We start from the raw sequence: 18,408 nt of genomic DNA, 5'->3' as shown, positions 1-18,408 counted from the left end.
TGTGTTACACCTGCGGGAAAATCAGCTCCAGTGCCTGAATTGAATCTTCCCAGTCGGCGCGTTCAAAAATGCCTTGTTGCAAAAATGCCTCCAGCTGCGGCCACAGGCTAATCGCCTTGTCGAGCATCGGGTCGCTGCCTTTGGCATACGCCCCCACGCTGACCAGATCGCGGTTGCGCTGGAAGCTGGAAAGCAGTTGTTTGAAGTTACGCACGCGGGCGTAGTGCTTCTCGGTTATCAGCGCCGTCATTGCGCGGCTGATAGAGGCTTCAATATCGATGGCCGGGTAGTGCCCGGCTTCGGCCAGACGGCGCGACAGCACAATATGACCGTCAAGGATCGCGCGCGCGGAGTCGGCAATCGGGTCCTGCTGGTCATCGCCTTCCGTCAGTACCGTATAGAACGCGGTGATGGAGCCGCCGCCGCTGATGCCGTTCCCCGCGCGTTCCACCAGCGCAGGGAGTTTGGCGAATACCGAAGGCGGGTAGCCTTTGGTCGCCGGTGGCTCACCGATGGCCAAGGCGATTTCACGCTGCGCCATCGCGTAACGGGTCAGGGAATCCATGATCAGCAGCACGTGCTTGCCGCGGTCACGAAAATCTTCGGCGATACGGGTGGCATACGCGGCACCCTGCATGCGCAGCAGCGGCGACACGTCTGCCGGTGCGGCGATCACCACCGAGCGGGCGCGGCCTTCCGCACCCAGAATGTTTTCAATAAAGTCTTTTACTTCACGACCACGTTCGCCGATCAGCCCCACGACGATCACGTCGGCCTGGGTATAGCGCGCCATCATGCCGAGCAGGACGGATTTACCTACGCCTGAGCCGGCGAACAGGCCCATACGTTGTCCACGTCCCACGGTCAGCAGGGCGTTAATCGGGCGCACGCCGGTATCCAGCACATGCTCGATAGGGGTACGCTGCAGGGGGTTGAACGGTTGGGTGATCAGCGCGCCGGTTTCGGTGGTGTCCGGGGAGGGCAGTCCGTCGAGCGGTTTCCCGCTGCCGTCCAGCACGCGGCCCAGCAGGGCAGGACCGAGCGGCAGCTGTTTCCCGCTTTGCAGCCCATCGCCAGAAATGTTTTTGGCATACACGCGCGCGCCGGGCAGAATGCCTTCCACCTCTTCAAGCGGCATCAGGAACAGGCGCTGGCCGTTAAATCCGACCACTTCGCTTTCAACTTCACGCGTTTCCAGACCATCCTGACGCTCAATGACGCAGGTCGCGCCCAGCGGAAGCTGCAGGCCGGTGGCTTCGAGAACCAGGCCGGTGGCGCGCGTCAGTCGCCCATAACGACGAACAGATGGCAGTTGCGCCATCTTCGTCTCAAAGTTGTCGAGCGTGGTGAGCCAGCGGGTGAGGCGCGCGGTCATCAGACGACTCCCGGTGCCGCCAGGCGGCACAGTTCCTGCCAGCGGGTGGCGACGCTGGCATCCAGATCGCCTTCATCGGCAGAGACTTTGCAGCCGCCGTGATGTAGCGACGGGTCGCCGCGCAGACGCCAGCCGTGCAGGTTAAGCGTCGCGCCCAGGCTCTCTTCAACGCGCTGCAGGTCGTCCGGATGGACGCGCAGCTGAGGTTTCCCGCTGAACAGCGGCTCCTGCTGAAGCAGACCCTGAATTTGTTTGATCAGCGCGGTGTTATCCACCACGGGCGTCTGGCCGATGACCTGACGCGCGGCTTCCAGCGCCATCTGCATCAGTCGCGAGGCAATCACGCTGTCCAGCGCGTCCAGGGTGTGTTGGAACTCGCTGACCAGCTGCTGCATGCGGGCATGGATTGGCGCCTGCTGCTGGCGCGCCTGATCGATACCGTGCTCTAACCCTTTCGCCAGACCTTCCTGATACCCCTGCTCGTGGCCTTTCTGTCGGCCTTCGTTCAGACCGGCGTTATAGCCCTGCTCGTGCGCCTGCATTTGCAGCTGCGCCAGCATCTGGGCCTGCTGCTCCTCTTCGGTCAGCTCGGGCTGCTCGACGTCCGGGTCAAGCTCTTCGGTTGCGATGACGGCCGGCGTGAACTCGGAGAGGGGAGGCGCCAGATCGTCCGGCGTCCAGCGCTTCCAGGGCAGCTCATTAGACATAGGTGTCGTCTCCGCTGCCAATCACCATCTCGCCGGTTTCCGCCAGACGACGAACAATAAGCAGAATGGCTTTCTGTTCGTTTTCCACCTGAGACAGACGAACCGGGCCGCGGTTGGCAAGGTCGTCGCGCAGGATATCGGCCGCACGCTGAGACATGTTGCGCAGGAACTTCTCGCGCAGCGGCTGCTCGGCACCTTTGAGGGCGATAAGCAGCGACTCGGAATCCACTTCCTGGAGCAGGCGCTGGATGCTGCGGTCGTCCACTTCGACGAGGTTTTCGAACAGGAACATCTCGTCGATGATTTTCTGTGCCAGCTCGCCGTCGAATTCGCGAACCGCCGTAATGACGGCCTCTTCCTGCTGCGTTTTCATCAGGTTGATGATTTCCGCCGCCGTTCTCACGCCGCCCATTTTGCTGCGCTTGAGGTTTTGACCGTCGAGCAGGTTGTTCAGCACTTCGGTCAGCTCCGCCAGCGCGGCCGGCTGGACGCCGCCGAAGGTCGCGATACGCAGCATCACATCGTGACGCAGGCGCTCTTCGAACAGGGCCAGAATATCGGCCGCCTGACCACGTTTGAGGTGGACAAGGATGGTGGCGATAATCTGCGGGTGCTCGTCGCGGATAAGGTCGGCGGCGCTCTGCGGCTCCATAAAGTTGAGCGTTTCGATACCGCTGGCGGTATCGCGCGTTTCCAGAATGTCTTCCAGCAGGCTGGAGGCACGCTCTTCGCCCAGCGCCTTGACCAGCACGGAGCGCAGGTAGTCGTTGGCGTTAATGTTGAGCGCGGCAAACTGTTCAGCTTCCTGTTCAAACTCTGCCAGCACTTCGGTCAGCTGCTTGTTGGAGATCTGACGCACGTTGGCCATGGCCGCACTGAGAATTTGCACTTCTCGCTGGGAGAGGTGTTTAAACACCTCTGCCGCACGATCTTCGCCAATGGTCATCAGCAGGATGACGCTTTTATCGGTGCCCGTAAGCGTATTACTCATGTTCGTTACCCATCCACTGGCGGATGACCAGCGCCACGACGCGCGGATCGTTATCTGACATTTCGCGAATGCGCTGGCTCATGACCTCAGCGCCCATGCGCTGGTTAGCACGACGCTGCTGTATCTGTTCATCTTTGCTGAGGCGCACTTCAACCGCTTCTTCCGTTTCCTGACGCGTGTTCATCTGTTCGCGAGCCGCTTTCTCGGCTTCAGCACGGCGCTGGAGCTGCGGACGAACGCCCTTACGCCACAGCAGCCACGCGACAATCAGCACCAGCAGCCAGCGTCCTGCGGACATCAGCTGGTCGATAAACGCCTGCTGTTGCCAGAACGGCAGTTCACCGCCGGTCTCATCAACCGAGTTGAACGGTGAGTTCACCACGTTGAGGGTATCGCCGCGCTTCTCGGAGTAACCCATCGCTTCACGGGTCAGGTTTTCAATCTGCTTCATCTGCTCGGCAGTCAACGGCAGCGGTTTGCCGTCCGCCAGCGTTTTGTAGTTCACCACTACCGCAACGGAAAGACGCTGAATATCGCCCACGTTCAGTTTAGTGTGGCGAATCGTCCGATCCACTTCGTAGTTCGTGGTTTCGTTACGGCTGCTGGTGCGCGGACCGGCGTTATTGGTCGTTGAGGTGGTCTGCTGATTATTTTGCTGACCGTTCTGCTGATTGGCCGGCGGCGTAGAAATCGGTGCCGCGTTAGCCGGGGCAGGCTGGTTAGACAGCGCGCCCGGCACGCCGCCCGGGTAGGCACCGCCGACCTGCTCGTTCGAATTGATCTGGCGTGAACGCATCACCGCCTGAGCCGCATCGCCGTTCGGGCTGTACTGCTCTTCAGTTTGTTCTTTGTTCGCGAAGTCGATCTGTGCGGTTACCTGCGCGTGCACGTTGCTGTTACCCACGACCGGGCCGAGGATGGCTTCAATACGGCGCTGGAGTCGGCTTTCGACATCGGCGGCATACTTCAGCTGCGCATCATTCAGATCGCGACCGGCGGTATTGGACTGCGTCAGCAGGTGACCGCTTTGGTCAACCAGCGTTACGTTACCCGGCGGCAGACCGGCGACGGCGCTGGAAACGAGGTGCGTCACCGCGCTGATTTGCCCTTCGTCCAGCGCGCGGCCAGGTTCAAGGTTCACGGTAACGGAAGCTGAAGGTGATTTCTGTTCGCGGACAAATAAAGAAGGTTTAGGCATCGCCAGGTGCACGCGGGCACTTTTCACCGGGCCTAATGTTTCAATGGTGCGGGCCAGTTCACCTTCCAGCGCACGCTGGTAGTTCACCTGCTCGCTGAACTGGCTGATACCGAATTTTTCCTGATCCAGCAGCTCAAAGCCAACCGCACCGCCCTTCGGCAGCCCCTGCTGAGCCAGACGCAGACGCAGTTCGTGCACCTTATCAGCCGGGACCTCCAGCGCACCGCCATTATCGGCAAAGCGATAAGGGATGTTCATCTGGGTCAGCTGGGTGACGATGGCACCGCCATCCTGATCGGAAAGATTGCTGTAGAGCGTCCGGTAATCAGGGCTTTTCGCCCACAGGACCATCGCTACAAGGATCGCAATTGCGGCAGCGCCTGCCACGATCAACGGGATTTTAGGATTCGCGCGAAGGCGGTTCATCCACTCGAGTGATTTATTCTGCGGCGCTGTCGATGCTGTTGCACTCATTGCGCACCTCTTAAATCCTGGTGGTTTACGTTATTCGTGTAGAGAAACAAAACTGACTCCCGGGTCGGCAAACACGACAAAAGTTCCATATTGATGGCCCTGCCATTATTTGATGATTCGTGATTTTCTATGCGTCAAATAACCTGGTTTTTTCATGCTATTTACCGCCATTATCTTATTGACAAGCTGTTAGTCTTGACCGCGTAAAAAACCATCCAGGGGAGAGTCATGGCTATACAGGGCATTGAAGGGGTAATCAGTCAGTTGCAGGCAACGGCGATGACGGCCCGTAATCAGAATGTGGCAGATCAGCAGCCGAGCATCAGCTTCGCGGGGCAACTGCATGCCGCTCTTGACCGTATCAGTGATACCCAGACCGCAGCACGCACTCAGGCAGAAAAGTTCACCCTCGGTGAGCCGGGCGTGGCGCTGAATGATGTGATGACCGATTTGCAAAAAGCCTCGGTTTCCCTGCAGATGGGGATCCAGGTGCGTAACAAGCTGGTGTCTGCGTATCAGGAAGTCATGGGGATGCAGGTTTAATACCTCTCGATCTTCGCTGGCAGCCGCAGCGCTTTAATGCCACAATATTTTTTTCTTCGAATGCAGGAAAGATGATGAAAAAAATAGCAATTGCTGGCGCGCTGCTGGCACTGACCGGGTGCGTTCAGGTCGATAACTATAACGACGTGATCAAGCATCCTGTCCCGGCGCATCTGGCGGGATACTGGCAGTCGAAAGGGCCGCAGAGCAACATGGTCAGCCCGAAGGCGATTGCCACGCTGGTGGTGACGGAAGAGGGCGATACGCTGGACTGCCGTCAGTGGCAGCGCGTGATTGCCGTGCCGGGTAAAATCATGCTGCGTTCAGACAGTTATTACAACGTGACGCGTAAGCTGGATATCTATCCGCTGGAGCGCGATGGCTCGACGCTGGAGTATGACGGGCTGGAGCTGCAGAAAGTCGACCGTCCAACGGCTGAGTGTGCTGATTACCTGAGCAAGAATCCGCTCGAGAGTAAACTACCCTAAGGGTAAACGCAAAACGGCAACCTCGTTGCCGTTTTTGGTGTTTGCGCCCTCTCCCTGTGGGAGAGGGACGGGGTGAGGGCATCAGGCCGCACGTTTCCCGTTCTACAGCGCATCCTCTATCACCCAAACGCTGACGCTTCCCCCATTACAGGTAAACGTCCCTTCGCCATCCGCCGCCGTGGTGATGGTTTCTTCGCGATTGCCGAGAAAATCCCGCCACGTTTTGTTGCCGTAGTTTTCCCCAAGACAAATCACTTTTTCACCATCATCCCCGTTCGACATCACCACCACGCAGCCGGGATCGTCATCGGTGCCGCTGCGGCTGAAAGCGATGCAGTTAGGATGGTCGAAAAACAGCGTTTGCACGCCGTGGGCAAAACGCTGGCGCGCGAGGATCAGCTCGTGAAGCTGCACAATGACCGGCATATCAATATGGTACGTTTCACCGTCGCCTCCCGCGTCGTCATAGCTGGCGCCGAAGAGATCCGGATAAAAGACGCTCGGCACGCCATTTTCCCGCAGCAGGATCAGCGCGTACGCCAGCGGTTTAAACCAGGCTTCGACCGGTGCTTCCAGCGCCTGCAAAGGCTGGGTGTCGTGGTTCGCGACGAGGGTGACCGCATGAAACGGATCGGCTTCCACCAGGGTACCGGTGAAGATTTGGCTCATGTCGTAATCCCGGCCCTGACGTGACGCCTCGTGGAATTTCATCTGCAGAGGGGCATCAAACAGCATGGTTTTGCCTTCGACCTGGTCGATATAGGCCTGAAGTTTATCCACCTCATGGGACCAGTATTCCGCCACGATAAACAGCGGCTGGTCGGCGACTTCCTGGACGTGCTCAATCCACTCCTTGTAAAACCAGGCGGGAATATGCTTGACGGCGTCCAGACGAAAACCGTCGCAGCGCGTCTGTTCCATGACCCAGCGGGCCCAGTATTTGATCTCCTCGGTCACGGCGTGATTGCGAAAGTCGATATTTTCGCCCATCAGGTAGTCGAAGTTGCCCATCTCATCATCAACCTGATCGTTCCAGCCTTCGCCGGTGTAGTCGTTGACGATTTTAAAGATGCCATCTTCATCGGGGTTTTCAATATGGTCGACGCCGCTGAAGCATTTGTAGTCCCAGATAAACTGTGAGTACTGCCCGGCCCGGGCTGGGAAGGTGTAGCGAGTCCAGGCTTCGCATTCAATGACCTCGTCATCGATTTGCGTGCGGTCCTGTTCGTTCACGCGCTGAACGCGCACGGGCTCTTTTTCATCGGCGCCCATTTTGTGGTTGACCACCACGTCCAGCAGAACGGCAATGTCGTTGCTTTTAAGGGCATCAATAGCCTCCAGCAGCTGCGCCTTGTCGCCGTATTTCGTGGCGATACTGCCTTTCTGGTCAAATTCGCCAAGATCGAACAGGTCATAGGTGTCATAGCCGACAGAATACCCGCCGGATGCCCCTTTACAGGCGGGCGGCAGCCAGATCATGTTGATGCCGATTTCGTTAAGATTGGGAGCTAACGCCGTGACCTCTCGCCACAATTCACCGCCAGCAGGGTAGTACCAGTGAAAACATTGTAACAGGGTGGGGTTTTTCATCATCCTTGCTCCAGAAGCCATTGGCAGACTTCTGGAGTATGGATGAAGAAATCATAGTTGTGTGTCGCGGGTAAAACTTTCTGGATAAAGAATATTCCCTGACAGCTTTCCATAGGTAGACGTGATGGATTGCTGTTTACCGGTTTGATCAATCAGATTGCGCAGTTCGTCCATCCGGACTTTCAGCAGTGCCTTTAGCGCATTCTCATTTTCAAGGATCATTTCCAGCAGCGCACGCGCTTGCTCAACCTGAGCCGGAGGGCATGACATGATGGGTGTCTGCGAAATTTTTTCCACCAGTTGAACGTAATGCATTTCCTGCTCGATAAGCGCATCCCATTGACCAGAATGTGCGAGATTTAGCATAGCAATGCTCTGAGCATGTAACGCCTGCCAGTGGCTAAGCGCAGCGCTGGGATTATTCATCAAAATTATCCTGAAATAGAGGACGCATTGGGGCCGATTTGCTTCCACGCATCCGCAATGTTGTTTAATAAACCCTCGACTTCAACAATTGCGTCTACGTCGTTACTGACATTCGCCAGCAACAAACGTCGAACCATATATTCATACAAGGAGGCAAGATTACCGGACAATTCGCTCTCAACCTCCATGTTCAGTCCTGCTTTCAAACCGTTGTCGATGATGTTGATGGCCTTGGATAAGGCTTCGCCTTTCTCTCGAATTTGTCCGGCTTCCATGAACAAACGCGCGCGAACAAGGGCGCTATGCGCCCCGTCGAACAACATGACAATCAGCTGGTGTGGACTGGCATTCATGACTGCGCTTTCTACTCCTATCTGCTGATAGGATTGAACACCAGAGGTCTTATACATATCCACTCCTGAAGGCTACGACTACTTTTGTGAGAACTGTTGGGTCAGGTAGTTGGCTGTACTGGTCATTTTGGTGACTAATACGTCCAGACTGGTGAACTGGGTTTTGTAACGCGCCATGGTGGCTTCAATTTGAGCATCCATGGCATCGTAACGTTCGCCCAGCGTTTTCAGCGTTTTGTTGATCCCGTCTTTCGCGTTCTGGATCACCCCGGCGCTGCCGGTACTGGTGCTGAGCATGGTGGTCAGCGTGTTGTTCATCTGGGTCGCCATACCGGTTTTCTTTCCGTCACCGACAAAATACTGCTGTACGGCGTTCGGGTTGTCGGTCAGCGCTTTTTTCAGCTTATCGGTGTCGACTTTCAGGTTACCGACGGTACCGTCCGAGCCTTTCACCGGATCCTGGGTGATCCCCAACTGGGCCATGATCTGAATGGAGCCGGCCTGCACTTCGGTCAGCAGGCCGCGCAGCTGGGACTGAACCCCGCGCACGTTCGCATCACCGACCAGCGCACCGTTGCTGGTAGACTGGCTGCCGGCGCCTGCATCAACCGGAACATACTTCGTCAGGCTGTTAATGGTGGACTGCAGCGAGTTATACGCCGTGACCCAGTCGGTGATCGCCTTCTGGTTCGCATCCGTTGCGCGAGTCACCTCCAATGTTTCATCTGCCTTGCTTTCTGCTTTCAGCGAGAAAGTCACGCCAGGCAGGGCATCGGTAATGGTATTCGTCTGGCGCTCAATCGAAATGCTGTTCACTACCACAATTGCGTTTTGAGCTCCGGTGTTCACCGTCAGCGCGCCCGTTTTGGTGGTTGAATCATAACCAATGGCGCCTTGCAGCTTGGCGTCGCCGGTAACGTTGATGGTCATCGCACCATCCGTACCGGTGGTTTTAGATGACAGCATCAGGCGGTAATCACCGTCTTTCGCTTTAATGACGCTGGCGGTGACGTTGCCGTTCGCTTTATTAATGGCGCTCGCGATCCCGGCCAGCGACGTATCGCCATCCGCCAGGGTGACCTCTAAAGGCGTTTTCGTGCCCGGCTGGGTGATGGTGATTTTACGCGTTGTACCTGTCGTATCGCCCAGCAGATCCGTGTTGTTTGCATAAGAGCCGGTAGTGAGTGCCTGTGCCTTTGCAACCTGGTTGACGTTGACAACAAAGGAACCCACGGACGCGTCTGCCGTTGTCGTGGCGGTAAAGGCCGTGTTGGTGCTGCTAACGGACGTTGAGTTCCAGGTGGTTGCTTTACCCAGTGCAGCGGTGGCAGTCTGCAGCGATGTCATGGCGCTCTGCAGTTTGCCGTAAGCGCTTAACTGTGCGTTATACGTTGATTGCTGGGAAGTAATCGTCGTCAGCTTGGTTTTCTCTGCCGCTTCCAACTGATTATATAAATCCCCGAGTCCTGCAGAACCTATCCCGAGGTTACTGATAGTAGCCATGCATATTTTCCTTAAAATACGAAAGTAGTTCAGGACTCTTATCGGCCTCTCAACGTAAAAGTTTACGATGGTGAGAAAAAAATAATCCGAAGAATAGACGCGTTCTGGCGGGGTAAATGAATGGATTGCACTTTAGGGACATTATCAGTGCATTAAAAACACGATTAAGTGTGTGCCTTTTTTGCCATCTCTTTGCGCGTTAAAAAAGCGCAAATAATAAGCCTCTTGCTGACCGTAATTGATTTTCTAAAAATAAAATGATTAATAATCAGTAGCTTGTATTTTTTTAAAAATTGATTCTAAAGTCTTTTGGGGACCCGTCGATAACCTTGTTGACGGTGAGAGACGCTGTGAGTGTTAGGCACCGGACCTAAAACCCAATTTTTGAAGGAAACAAAATTATGGCAGTTATCAATACTAACCTGATGTCCCTGACCACTCAGAACAACCTGAACAAATCTCAGTCTTCTCTGGGCACTGCTATCGAGCGTCTGTCTTCAGGTCTGCGTATTAACAGCGCGAAAGACGATGCTGCTGGCCAGGCGATTGCAAACCGCATGACCGCTCAGATCAAAGGGATGACCCAGGCTGCACGTAACGCCAACGACGGTATCTCCATGGCGCAGACTGCTGAAGGTTCCCTGAACGAAATCAACAGCAACTTGCAGCGTGTCCGTGAACTGGCTGTTCAGGCAAGCAACGGCACCAACAGCGCATCTGACCTGTCATCCCTGCAGGATGAAGTTAAAGCGCGTCTGGCTGAAATCAACCGCGTTGCAGGCAAAACTGACTTCAACGGCATCAAACTGCTGGACGGCACTGCTGGTACTGCTGGTAAAGTTAAAATTCAGGTTGGCGTAAACGACGGCGACACCATCGATCTGGACCTGAGCGGTGCTAAAGCTGACACCACTACTCTGGGCGTGAACGCTATCGACCTGACAGCAATGACCGCTACTGACCTGGACACCATCGACAAAGCTATTGCTAAAGTTGATACCGCTCGTTCCGGTCTGGGTGCTGTGCAGAACCGCTTCACTTCTGCAATCAACAACCTGAACAACACCTCTAACAACCTGTCTGCTGCTCAGTCCCGTATCCAGGACGCTGACTACGCAACTGAAGTTTCCAACATGTCCCGCGCGCAGATCCTGCAGCAGGCTGGTACTTCTGTTCTGTCTCAGGCAAACCAGGTTCCACAGACCGTTCTGTCTCTGCTGCGTTAATTTTACGCGTGAAACCCCGCTTCGGCGGGGTTTTTTTATCTCTGCTATTTGAGAATCCGCCTGTGAAACAAATCAGTGTCACTCAACCAAAGCTGGTCGCAGATTTTTCATGTGTCGGTGGGGAATGCCGTGAACATTGTTGTCAGGGCTGGACCATCGCGTTTGATAAATCCTCCGTTAATCGCTATCTGAACAGTAAAAATGCCGCTATTCGTCAGACGGCGAAAACGGCGATAAAAGTCACCAAAAAAAACTATGACCACTGGGGTGAAGTGATTTTCCATACGGAAAGTAAAAACTGCCCGTTTATGGATACGGAAAAACTCTGTTCTGTTCATAGCGCCATGGGCATCCAGGCCTTAAGCCCAACCTGTACGTCGTTCCCGCGGACAAACCGGGTCTATAAAAATGAAATCGAAAAATCGCTGAACCTCTCGTGTCCGGAAGTGACCCGACTTCTGTTGAACGATCGGGAGTCTATGTCGTTGATGGAATCTGTCATTGTTCAGCAGGACGTCAATAATGCGCCGATGATTGATTTGAAGGCAAAGGTCATCAATCTCTTCTGCCAGAATATTTTCAGCGTTGAGGGCGTCAGCGTTGAAGAACAGGTTTACGCCGTGGTGAAATTCCTCATGGTGGCTGAAAAGCTCGATAATCTCGAAGAGAATATCGGCACGCTCGAAACGGTCTATTTCTCGCTGGTTAACGAACTGGTGAGCGGTAAAATCAAAACGGAATTAGGCGGATTTAATCAGAACTACAGACTGAAATTCGCATTAATTTCGCTCATCCAGAGTTTCTTTACGAAGAAAACAGCCAGCCGCGGCGGCGCCGTGTTGAATCGTTATTTTTCTCAGCTTTATCAACAATTTGAGTCTGCGGGTGACACTGTGCCGGCAGAGAAAGTCATGGAGAACATCGAGTCCGTCTGGCGCGATGTGGCGGGCAGTTACCTGGCGACCAATGACCATTTGTTTAAGAACTTTTTTAAATACAAACTCTGGGAGCAGGGCTTCCCGCAGAACAATGGCCGCAGCATGTTGAATAACCTTTATTTAATCGTTGCGGAGTTCTATTTCCTTAAAACGTTACTTGCCGGTCAGGCGATCGTGGCGGGGAAAATTGAACAAGATAATATTATTGATGTTATTTACAGCTTCCACTCCCTTAGCCAGCATAATCAGGAAGCGGGAAAGCTCTTTCATCAACATATAGATAGCGTCAAACTGGGCGACGATCTTTCATTGTTACAACTGTTAATTTAGCCAGAAAAGTTGCCCCTGTTGTGGGCAACCTCAGAATAACCTCACTTTATCCCCCTTTTTCATCCAATTGAACGCCCTGCAGAATCGGATAATCATGCCGATAACTCAACTAACGCAGGGCTGTTTATCGTGAATTCACTCTATACCGCTGAAGGTGTAATGGATAAACACTCGCTGTGGCAGCGTTATGTCCCGCTGGTGCGTCACGAAGCATTGCGCCTCCAGGTGCGCTTGCCGGCGAGCGTGGAACTCGACGATCTGCTACAGGCGGGCGGTATCGGGTTATTGAATGCAGTTGACCGATACGACGCTCTGCAAGGAACGGCATTTACGACTTACGCAGTTCAGCGTATTCGTGGTGCGATGCTGGACGAGCTGCGCAGCCGCGACTGGGTGCCGCGCAGTGTTCGCCGCAACGCGCGCGAAGTGGCGCATGCGATGGGGCAGCTGGAACAGGAACTGGGACGTAACGCAACGGAAACCGAAGTGGCGGAGCGTCTTGGCATTGCTGTTGAAGAGTATCGTCAGATGTTGCTCGATACCAATAATAGCCAACTCTTCTCTTATGACGAGTGGCGCGAAGAGCATGGCGATAGCATCGAGCTGGTGACGGACGAGCACCAGCATGAAAACCCGTTACACCATTTAATGGAAGGGAATTTACGCCAGCGCGTCATGGAGGCTATTGAAGCTCTGCCTGAACGCGAACAGCTGGTATTGACCCTTTATTACCAGGAAGAGCTTAACCTCAAAGAGATTGGCGCTGTTCTGGAGGTGGGAGAGTCGCGGGTGAGCCAGCTGCACAGCCAGGCCATTAAACGCTTACGAACCAAGCTGGGTAAGTTATAGGTGATTGATTCACCTTAAAAATGCCGCACAACGTATTGACAACCAGGAGTTATCATGACGGTGCAGCAATCTAAAAGACGGCCTTTAAGCCGCTACCTGAAAGACTTTAAACACAGCCAGACGCATTGCGCCCACTGTAACAAGTTACTCGATCGTATCACGCTGGTTCGCCGGGGCGAAATCGTCAATAAGATTGCGATTTCGCGTCTCGACACGTTGATGGACGAAGCAGCATGGCTCGAAGAGCAAAAAGAGTGGGTGGCGCTTTGCCGTTTCTGTGGGGATCTCCACTGCAAAGAGCAAAGCGACTTCTTCGATATTATCGGCTTCAAGCAGTTCCTGTTTGAACAAACGGAGATGAGCCACGGCACCGTTCGCGAATATGTCGTTCGCCTGCGCCGCCTTGGGCAACATCTGACCGTAAACAACATTTCTCGCGATCTGCTGAAAACCGGTTATCTGGATGAAAATCTGGAGCCGTGGCTGCCTGCGACCAGCACCAACAACTACCGAATTGCGCTGCGCAAGTATGCTCAATACAAGGTACAAATGCCGGGTGCCATAAAGCAGAAAGCCCACGCCGGAACAACTTCTGATATATATTAAAAAAGAATAAGATGTAGCGCAGTCGCCTTTGACGTTGCAGGCGATTTCTCTACACTACGTAAAAATTCCACTATATCGGGGTATTTATGAAATTTGCACTTCTGGGTCGTCAGGCGCTGATGGGTGTTATGGCCGTTGCGCTGGTTGCGGGCATGAGCGTGAAAACGTTCGCCGCAGAAAACCTGCTGAATAAAGTAAAAGAGCGCGGTACGCTGCTGGTCGGGCTGGAAGGAACCTATCCTCCGTTCAGCTTCCAGGGCGATGACGGTAAGCTGACCGGTTTTGAAGTGGAGTTTGCTGAAGAGCTGGCGAAGCACCTCGGCGTTAAAGCGTCACTGAAACCGACCAAATGGGACGGTATGCTGGCGTCGCTGGATTCCAAACGTATTGATGTGGTGATTAATCAGGTGACCATTTCTGACGAGCGTAAGAAGAAATATGACTTCTCTACGCCGTACACCGTGTCCGGTATTCAGGCGCTGGTGAAGAAAGGCAACGAAGGCGGAATTAAAACTGCCGCGGACCTGAAAGGGAAGAAAGTCGGTGTCGGTCTGGGTACCAACTACGAAGAGTGGCTGCGCCAGAACGTGCAGGGCGTGGATATCCGCACCTATGATGATGACCCGACGAAATACCAGGATTTGCGCGTGGGCCGTATCGACGCCATTCTGGTTGACCGCCTGGCAGCGCTGGATCTGGTGAAGAAAACCAACAATACCCTGGCGGTAGCGGGTGATGCGTTCTCTCGTCAGGAATCAGGCGTTGCCGTTCGTAAAGGTAACGAAGACCTGGTTAAAGCGATTGATTCCGCGATTGCTGACATGCAAAAAGACGGCAGCCTGAAGGCGCTCTCCGAGAAGTGGTTCGGTGCAGACGTCACCAAATAAGCTTCTGCCGTAAAAAAAGGCGCTTTTAAAAGCGCCTTTTTTATTTCTTTCGCGTCTGCGTGCATAATGAAAAATATCACATTTTGTCAGAGTTACCGGAGAACCCATGTCACTACAGAATTTAACGCGCTTTCCCCGCCTGGAGTTCATCGGCGCGCCGACGCCGCTGGAGTACCTGCCGCGATTTTCTGATTATTTAGGGCGCGATATTTTTATTAAGCGTGATGACGTGACGCCGATGGCGATGGGGGGCAATAAGCTGCGCAAGCTGGAGTTTCTGGCGGCTGATGCACTGCGCGAAGGCGCGGATACGCTCATTACCGCCGGGGCTATCCAGTCCAACCACGTCCGTCAGACGGCGGCAGTGGCGGCAAAGCTCGGGCTCCACTGCGTGGCATTGCTGGAAAACCCGATTGGCACGCGGGCAGAAAACTATCTGACCAACGGTAACCGCCTGCTGCTGGATCTGTTTAACGTGCAGGTCGAAATGGTGGATGCGTTGACCGACCCGACCGCCCAGCTCGACGAGCTGGCGACGCGTCTGGAAGCGCAGGGGTTCCGCCCCTACGTTGTCCCCGTCGGCGGTTCGAACGCGCTGGGCGCGCTGGGGTATGTGGAAAGTGCGCTGGAAATCGCGCAGCAGTGCGAGGGCGCGGTAAGCCTTTCCTCCGTGGTTGTCGCGTCCGGCAGCGCGGGCACGCACGCCGGGCTGGCGGTGGGGCTCGAACAACTGCTGCCGGACGTCGAGCTGATTGGCGTGACGGTATCCCGCAGCGTCGCGGATCAGAAGCCGAAAGTGGTCACCTTACAGCAGGCGGTAGCCGCGCAGCTGGAGCTCAAGGCAAAGGCCGATATTCTGCTCTGGGATGACTATTTTGCGCCGGGTTACGGCACGCCTAACGAAGAGGGCATGGAGGCGGTGAAGCTGCTGGCGCGCCTCGAGGGGATACTGCTCGATCCGGTCTATACCGGCAAAGCGATGGCCGGACTGATTGACGGCATTGCGCAGAAACGCTTTAAGGATGAAGGGCCGATTTTATTTGTCCATACCGGCGGGGCGCCTGCGCTGTTTGCCTACCATCCTCATGTCTAAAAATCAGGTCGAAAAATAATAATGCAAGAAAGTATTCAACTGGTTATTGATTCTCTGCCGTATCTGCTGAAAGGTGCGGTATTTACGTTACAGCTCAGTATCGGCGGGATGTTCTTCGGGCTGGTGCTGGGATTTGTGCTGGCATTAATGCGCATGTCACCCATCCTGCCGGTACGCTGGCTGGCGCGTTTTTATATCTCCGTATTTCGCGGCACGCCGCTTATCGCCCAGCTCTTTATGATCTACTACGGCTTGCCGCAGTTTGGTATCGAGCTGGATCCGATCCCCGCAGCGATGATTGGTCTGTCGCTCAATACCGCGGCGTACACGTCAGAAACCCTGCGAGCGGCGATCTCCTCCATTGACAAAGGGCAGTGGGAGGCGGCGGCCAGTATCGGGATGACGCCATGGCAGACGCTGCGTCGGGCCATTCTGCCGCAGGCGGCGCGCGTGGCGCTTCCACCGCTGAGCAACAGCTTCATTAGCCTGGTGAAAGATACGTCCCTGGCGGCAACGATTCAGGTACCGGAACTGTTCCGTCAGGCGCAGCTCATTACTTCGCGCACGCTTGAAGTCTTTACCATGTATCTGGCCGCCTCGCTGATTTACTGGGTGATGGCGACGGTGCTGTCTGCTCTGCAAAACTACTTCGAAAACCAGCTTAACCGCCAGGAGCGTGATCCAAAATGAGTGCTATCGACGTCAAAAACCTGGTGAAAAAATTCCACGGTCAAACGGTGCTCCACGGGATCGATCTTGAAGTCGAGCAGGGTGAAGTGGTGGCGATTATCGGACCAAGCGGTTCGGGAAAAACGACGCTGCTGCGCAGTATTAACCTGCTTGAACAGCCGGAAGGCGGCACTATTCGGGTAGGAGAGATAACGATTGATACCGGGAAATCCATTAGCCAACAGAAAGGGTTAATTCGCCGCCTGCGCCAGCATGTCGGCTTCGTTTTCCAGAGCTTTAATCTCTTCCCGCACCGTACGGTGCTGGAGAACATTATTGAAGGACCGGTCATTGTAAAAGGTGAATCGAAAGAGGACGCGACGGCGCGCGCGCGCGAACTGCTCGCTAAAGTCGGGCTGGCGGGGAAAGAGACCAGCTATCCGCGCCGTCTGTCGGGCGGGCAACAGCAGCGCGTGGCGATAGCGCGCGCGCTGGCTATGCGCCCTGACGTGATCCTTTTTGATGAACCGACCTCTGCGCTCGATCCGGAACTGGTGGGTGAGGTGCTGAACACCATTCGCCAGCTGGCGCAGGAAAAACGGACGATGGTGATCGTGACGCATGAAATGAGCTTTGCACGCGATGTGGCTGACAGAGCCATCTTCATGGATCAGGGGCGGATTGTGGAGCAGGGGCCGGCGAAAAGCCTGTTCGCTAATCCTCAGCAGCCGCGAACCCGTCAGTTCCTTGAAAAATTCCTGATGCAGTAGCATTTTTGCACTAATTTGCTCCAGAAATTTAGGCTGGAGCAAATTATTCTCCCTTCGGGGGCAGTCGTTTGTTTTTTTATTCCATCCGGCCCGGATAAACCTTATCAATAGTAAAGTTAATTGTGCTAATGCCGATATTTTGTAGTTAGAAAAAAGTTTTATGTGTTAGGTTATATTCACCATAATAATGATTATCTTTTCAGAGGCTTCATTTAGTAAGTATGAAGGATTCAGACTTTTTCACCTGGCGACGGGATTGCTCCCTCCGGTTTCAGGAATTGACCTGTGTCGACGAGGTATATCAGGAATTACAGCGACAAACTCAGACGCTTGAATTCGATTGTTACTCGCTCTGCGTGCGCCATCCCGTGCCGTTTACCCGGCCTAAGATCTCTGTGCATACCACTTACCCAAAGCAGTGGATGGCGCAATATCAATCCGCGAACTATTTCGCGATTGATCCCGTCTTAAAACCGGAGAATTTCATTCAGGGTCATTTACCCTGGACAGACGCATTATTCGCTGACGCGCAGGAATTATGGCACAGCGCGCAGGACCACGGTTTACGCGAGGGAATAACGCAGTGTCTGATGTTGCCTAATCATGCGCTCGGCTTCCTGTCTGTTTCCCGTACTAGTGTACTGGCAGGGCCTTTTGCCCGTGAGGAAATAGAAGTGCGGCTGCAAATGCTGGTGCAAATGGCCTTAACTTCTCTGGTGCGTTTTGAAGATGAGATGGTCATGCCACCTGAAATGAAATTCAGCAAACGCGAGCGCGAAATTCTGAAATGGACTGCGGAAGGGAAGACGTCAGCGGAAATAGCGATCATTCTCTCTATCTCAGAGAATACCGTTAACTTCCATCAGAAAAATATGCAGAAGAAATTCAATGCGCCCAACAAAACCCAGATTGCGTGCTACGCGGCGGCAACGGGACTGATCTGACGGGATAATACGTTCTGCGTGACAGACGAGCAAACGGCTGAATGCACTGCATCCAGCCGTTTTTTGTTACTGGCGGTAGGCTTGTTTGATTTGCTTAACGGTGTTAGCAAATACCGCAGATTCAGCCTGGTCTTCCATCTCCGCGATTTGTTTTTCCATTTTAATGATCACACGACCGGCATCCGCCTGGCCCATCGCCTGCAGCATCAGCGTCAGCAGTGCTTTCAGGCAGTTTACTTCCTGTGCCAGTTCCTGGTTATTCTCCGCAGTGGCAAATTCAGGTGTGCTCATTTATTTTCCTCATTATTTAACGGCGCTAAAGCGCGACGACGAAAGTCAAGGCGGCGGAGTATACCACAAGCTGCAGCAAAAAATGCAGCGGTTGTTTTTCGTACTTTTACGTTGATGTTTAATTGCGTAAACAGAACGTACCGGTAAACTAAACCGC

General features: G+C 54.2%; 20 protein-coding genes. 11 read left to right on the top strand and 9 right to left on the bottom strand.

Annotation, left to right across the window (positions count from 1 at the left end; translation table 11 throughout):
• Positions 1–4: 4 nt before the first annotated feature.
• The 4 genes from fliI to fliF are packed head-to-tail and all read right to left on the bottom strand — an operon-like array spanning position 5 to position 4,745.
• On the bottom strand, positions 5–1,375 hold the full coding sequence (gene fliI, locus HB664_RS17090; RefSeq protein ID WP_023336182.1) for a flagellar protein export ATPase FliI: 1,371 nt from the start codon (positions 1,373–1,375) through the stop codon (positions 5–7).
• Entirely contained in the window at positions 1,375–2,082 is a 708-nt protein-coding gene (gene fliH, locus HB664_RS17085; RefSeq protein WP_023312302.1) for a flagellar assembly protein FliH, read from the bottom strand. Before fliH ends, fliI begins: the two co-directional genes overlap by 1 nt.
• Positions 2,075–3,073 carry a flagellar motor switch protein FliG gene (gene fliG, locus HB664_RS17080; protein WP_023312301.1) on the bottom strand — a complete coding sequence of 333 codons (999 nt, stop codon included), beginning with the start codon at positions 3,071–3,073 and terminating at the stop codon, positions 2,075–2,077. The genes fliH and fliG overlap by 8 nt, the downstream gene beginning before the upstream one ends.
• The gene (gene fliF, locus HB664_RS17075) at positions 3,066–4,745 is read right to left on the bottom strand and encodes a flagellar basal-body MS-ring/collar protein FliF (RefSeq protein WP_033145901.1); all 1,680 of its coding nucleotides are present in this window, start codon (positions 4,743–4,745) and stop codon (positions 3,066–3,068) included. Before fliF ends, fliG begins: the two co-directional genes overlap by 8 nt.
• Positions 4,746–4,973: 228 nt before the next feature.
• Between fliF and fliE the strand changes: the two genes are divergently transcribed.
• Together fliE and yedD are read left to right on the top strand one after the other, a co-directional pair.
• Positions 4,974–5,288, top strand: coding sequence for a flagellar hook-basal body complex protein FliE (gene fliE, locus HB664_RS17070; protein WP_008500329.1), 315 nt, complete (start codon positions 4,974–4,976; stop codon positions 5,286–5,288).
• 74 nt (positions 5,289–5,362) lie between these two features.
• Entirely contained in the window at positions 5,363–5,776 is a 414-nt protein-coding gene (yedD, locus tag HB664_RS17065; protein WP_047647421.1) for a lipoprotein YedD, read from the top strand.
• Positions 5,777–5,878: 102 nt separating this feature from the next.
• Here yedD and amyA read toward each other — a convergent pair whose 3' ends face one another.
• Genes amyA through fliD form a run of 4 tightly spaced genes read right to left on the bottom strand, consistent with a single transcriptional unit; the run spans position 5,879 to position 9,648 of the window.
• Positions 5,879–7,366, bottom strand: coding sequence for an alpha-amylase (gene amyA / locus HB664_RS17060; RefSeq protein ID WP_064672953.1), 1,488 nt, complete (start codon positions 7,364–7,366; stop codon positions 5,879–5,881).
• 51 nt (positions 7,367–7,417) lie between these two features.
• Positions 7,418–7,792, bottom strand: coding sequence for a flagella biosynthesis regulatory protein FliT (fliT, locus tag HB664_RS17055; protein ID WP_023312297.1), 375 nt, complete (start codon positions 7,790–7,792; stop codon positions 7,418–7,420).
• A 5-nt stretch (positions 7,793–7,797) separates the two neighbouring features.
• Positions 7,798–8,202 carry a flagellar export chaperone FliS gene (gene fliS / locus HB664_RS17050; protein WP_023312296.1) on the bottom strand — a complete coding sequence of 135 codons (405 nt, stop codon included), beginning with the start codon at positions 8,200–8,202 and terminating at the stop codon, positions 7,798–7,800.
• Between the two features lie 21 nt (positions 8,203–8,223).
• Positions 8,224–9,648, bottom strand: coding sequence for a flagellar filament capping protein FliD (fliD, locus tag HB664_RS17045; RefSeq protein WP_143346815.1), 1,425 nt, complete (start codon positions 9,646–9,648; stop codon positions 8,224–8,226).
• 401 nt (positions 9,649–10,049) lie between these two features.
• Here fliD and HB664_RS17040 point away from each other — a divergent pair, with 401 nt between their 5' ends.
• The 9 genes from HB664_RS17040 (at position 10,050) to sdiA (ending at position 17,960) form a co-directional block, all read left to right on the top strand.
• Positions 10,050–10,874 (top strand): flagellin, encoded by an 825-nt coding sequence (locus HB664_RS17040; protein WP_058841426.1) that lies wholly within the window; start codon positions 10,050–10,052, stop codon positions 10,872–10,874.
• Positions 10,875–10,882: 8 nt separating this feature from the next.
• Positions 10,883–12,142: a flagellin lysine-N-methylase gene (gene fliB, locus HB664_RS17035; RefSeq protein WP_139153139.1), complete on the top strand. Its 1,260-nt coding sequence runs from the start codon at positions 10,883–10,885 to the stop codon at positions 12,140–12,142.
• Between the two features lie 129 nt (positions 12,143–12,271).
• Positions 12,272–12,991, top strand: coding sequence for an RNA polymerase sigma factor FliA (locus HB664_RS17030; protein WP_039263779.1), 720 nt, complete (start codon positions 12,272–12,274; stop codon positions 12,989–12,991).
• Positions 12,992–13,045: 54 nt separating this feature from the next.
• Positions 13,046–13,597 carry a flagella biosynthesis regulatory protein FliZ gene (fliZ, locus tag HB664_RS17025; protein ID WP_008500339.1) on the top strand — a complete coding sequence of 184 codons (552 nt, stop codon included), beginning with the start codon at positions 13,046–13,048 and terminating at the stop codon, positions 13,595–13,597.
• A gap of 86 nt (positions 13,598–13,683) precedes the next feature.
• Positions 13,684–14,484: a cystine ABC transporter substrate-binding protein gene (gene tcyJ, locus HB664_RS17020; protein WP_023336163.1), complete on the top strand. Its 801-nt coding sequence runs from the start codon at positions 13,684–13,686 to the stop codon at positions 14,482–14,484.
• A 106-nt stretch (positions 14,485–14,590) separates the two neighbouring features.
• Positions 14,591–15,577 (top strand): D-cysteine desulfhydrase, encoded by a 987-nt coding sequence (dcyD, locus tag HB664_RS17015; protein WP_064672745.1) that lies wholly within the window; start codon positions 14,591–14,593, stop codon positions 15,575–15,577.
• Positions 15,578–15,598: 21 nt separating this feature from the next.
• The gene (gene tcyL, locus HB664_RS17010) at positions 15,599–16,267 is read left to right on the top strand and encodes a cystine ABC transporter permease (RefSeq protein ID WP_014884380.1); all 669 of its coding nucleotides are present in this window, start codon (positions 15,599–15,601) and stop codon (positions 16,265–16,267) included.
• Complete coding sequence (tcyN, locus tag HB664_RS17005; protein WP_047061118.1) at positions 16,264–17,016, top strand: L-cystine ABC transporter ATP-binding protein TcyN; 753 nt, start codon at positions 16,264–16,266, stop codon at positions 17,014–17,016. Before tcyL ends, tcyN begins: the two co-directional genes overlap by 4 nt.
• 221 nt (positions 17,017–17,237) lie before the next feature.
• Complete coding sequence (sdiA, locus tag HB664_RS17000; RefSeq protein ID WP_047061117.1) at positions 17,238–17,960, top strand: transcriptional regulator SdiA; 723 nt, start codon at positions 17,238–17,240, stop codon at positions 17,958–17,960.
• Positions 17,961–18,026: 66 nt separating this feature from the next.
• Here sdiA and HB664_RS16995 read toward each other — a convergent pair whose 3' ends face one another.
• The gene (locus HB664_RS16995) at positions 18,027–18,251 is read right to left on the bottom strand and encodes a DUF2594 family protein (RefSeq protein WP_008500345.1); all 225 of its coding nucleotides are present in this window, start codon (positions 18,249–18,251) and stop codon (positions 18,027–18,029) included.
• Positions 18,252–18,408 lie beyond the last annotated feature (157 nt).

This window comes from Enterobacter sp. DNB-S2, assembly GCF_019443845.1.
Classification (GTDB): Bacteria; Pseudomonadota; Gammaproteobacteria; order Enterobacterales; family Enterobacteriaceae; genus Enterobacter; species Enterobacter asburiae_B.
The sequence above is the reverse complement of the archived record's forward strand: the minus strand, read 5'-3'. Positions and strand labels throughout refer to the sequence as shown.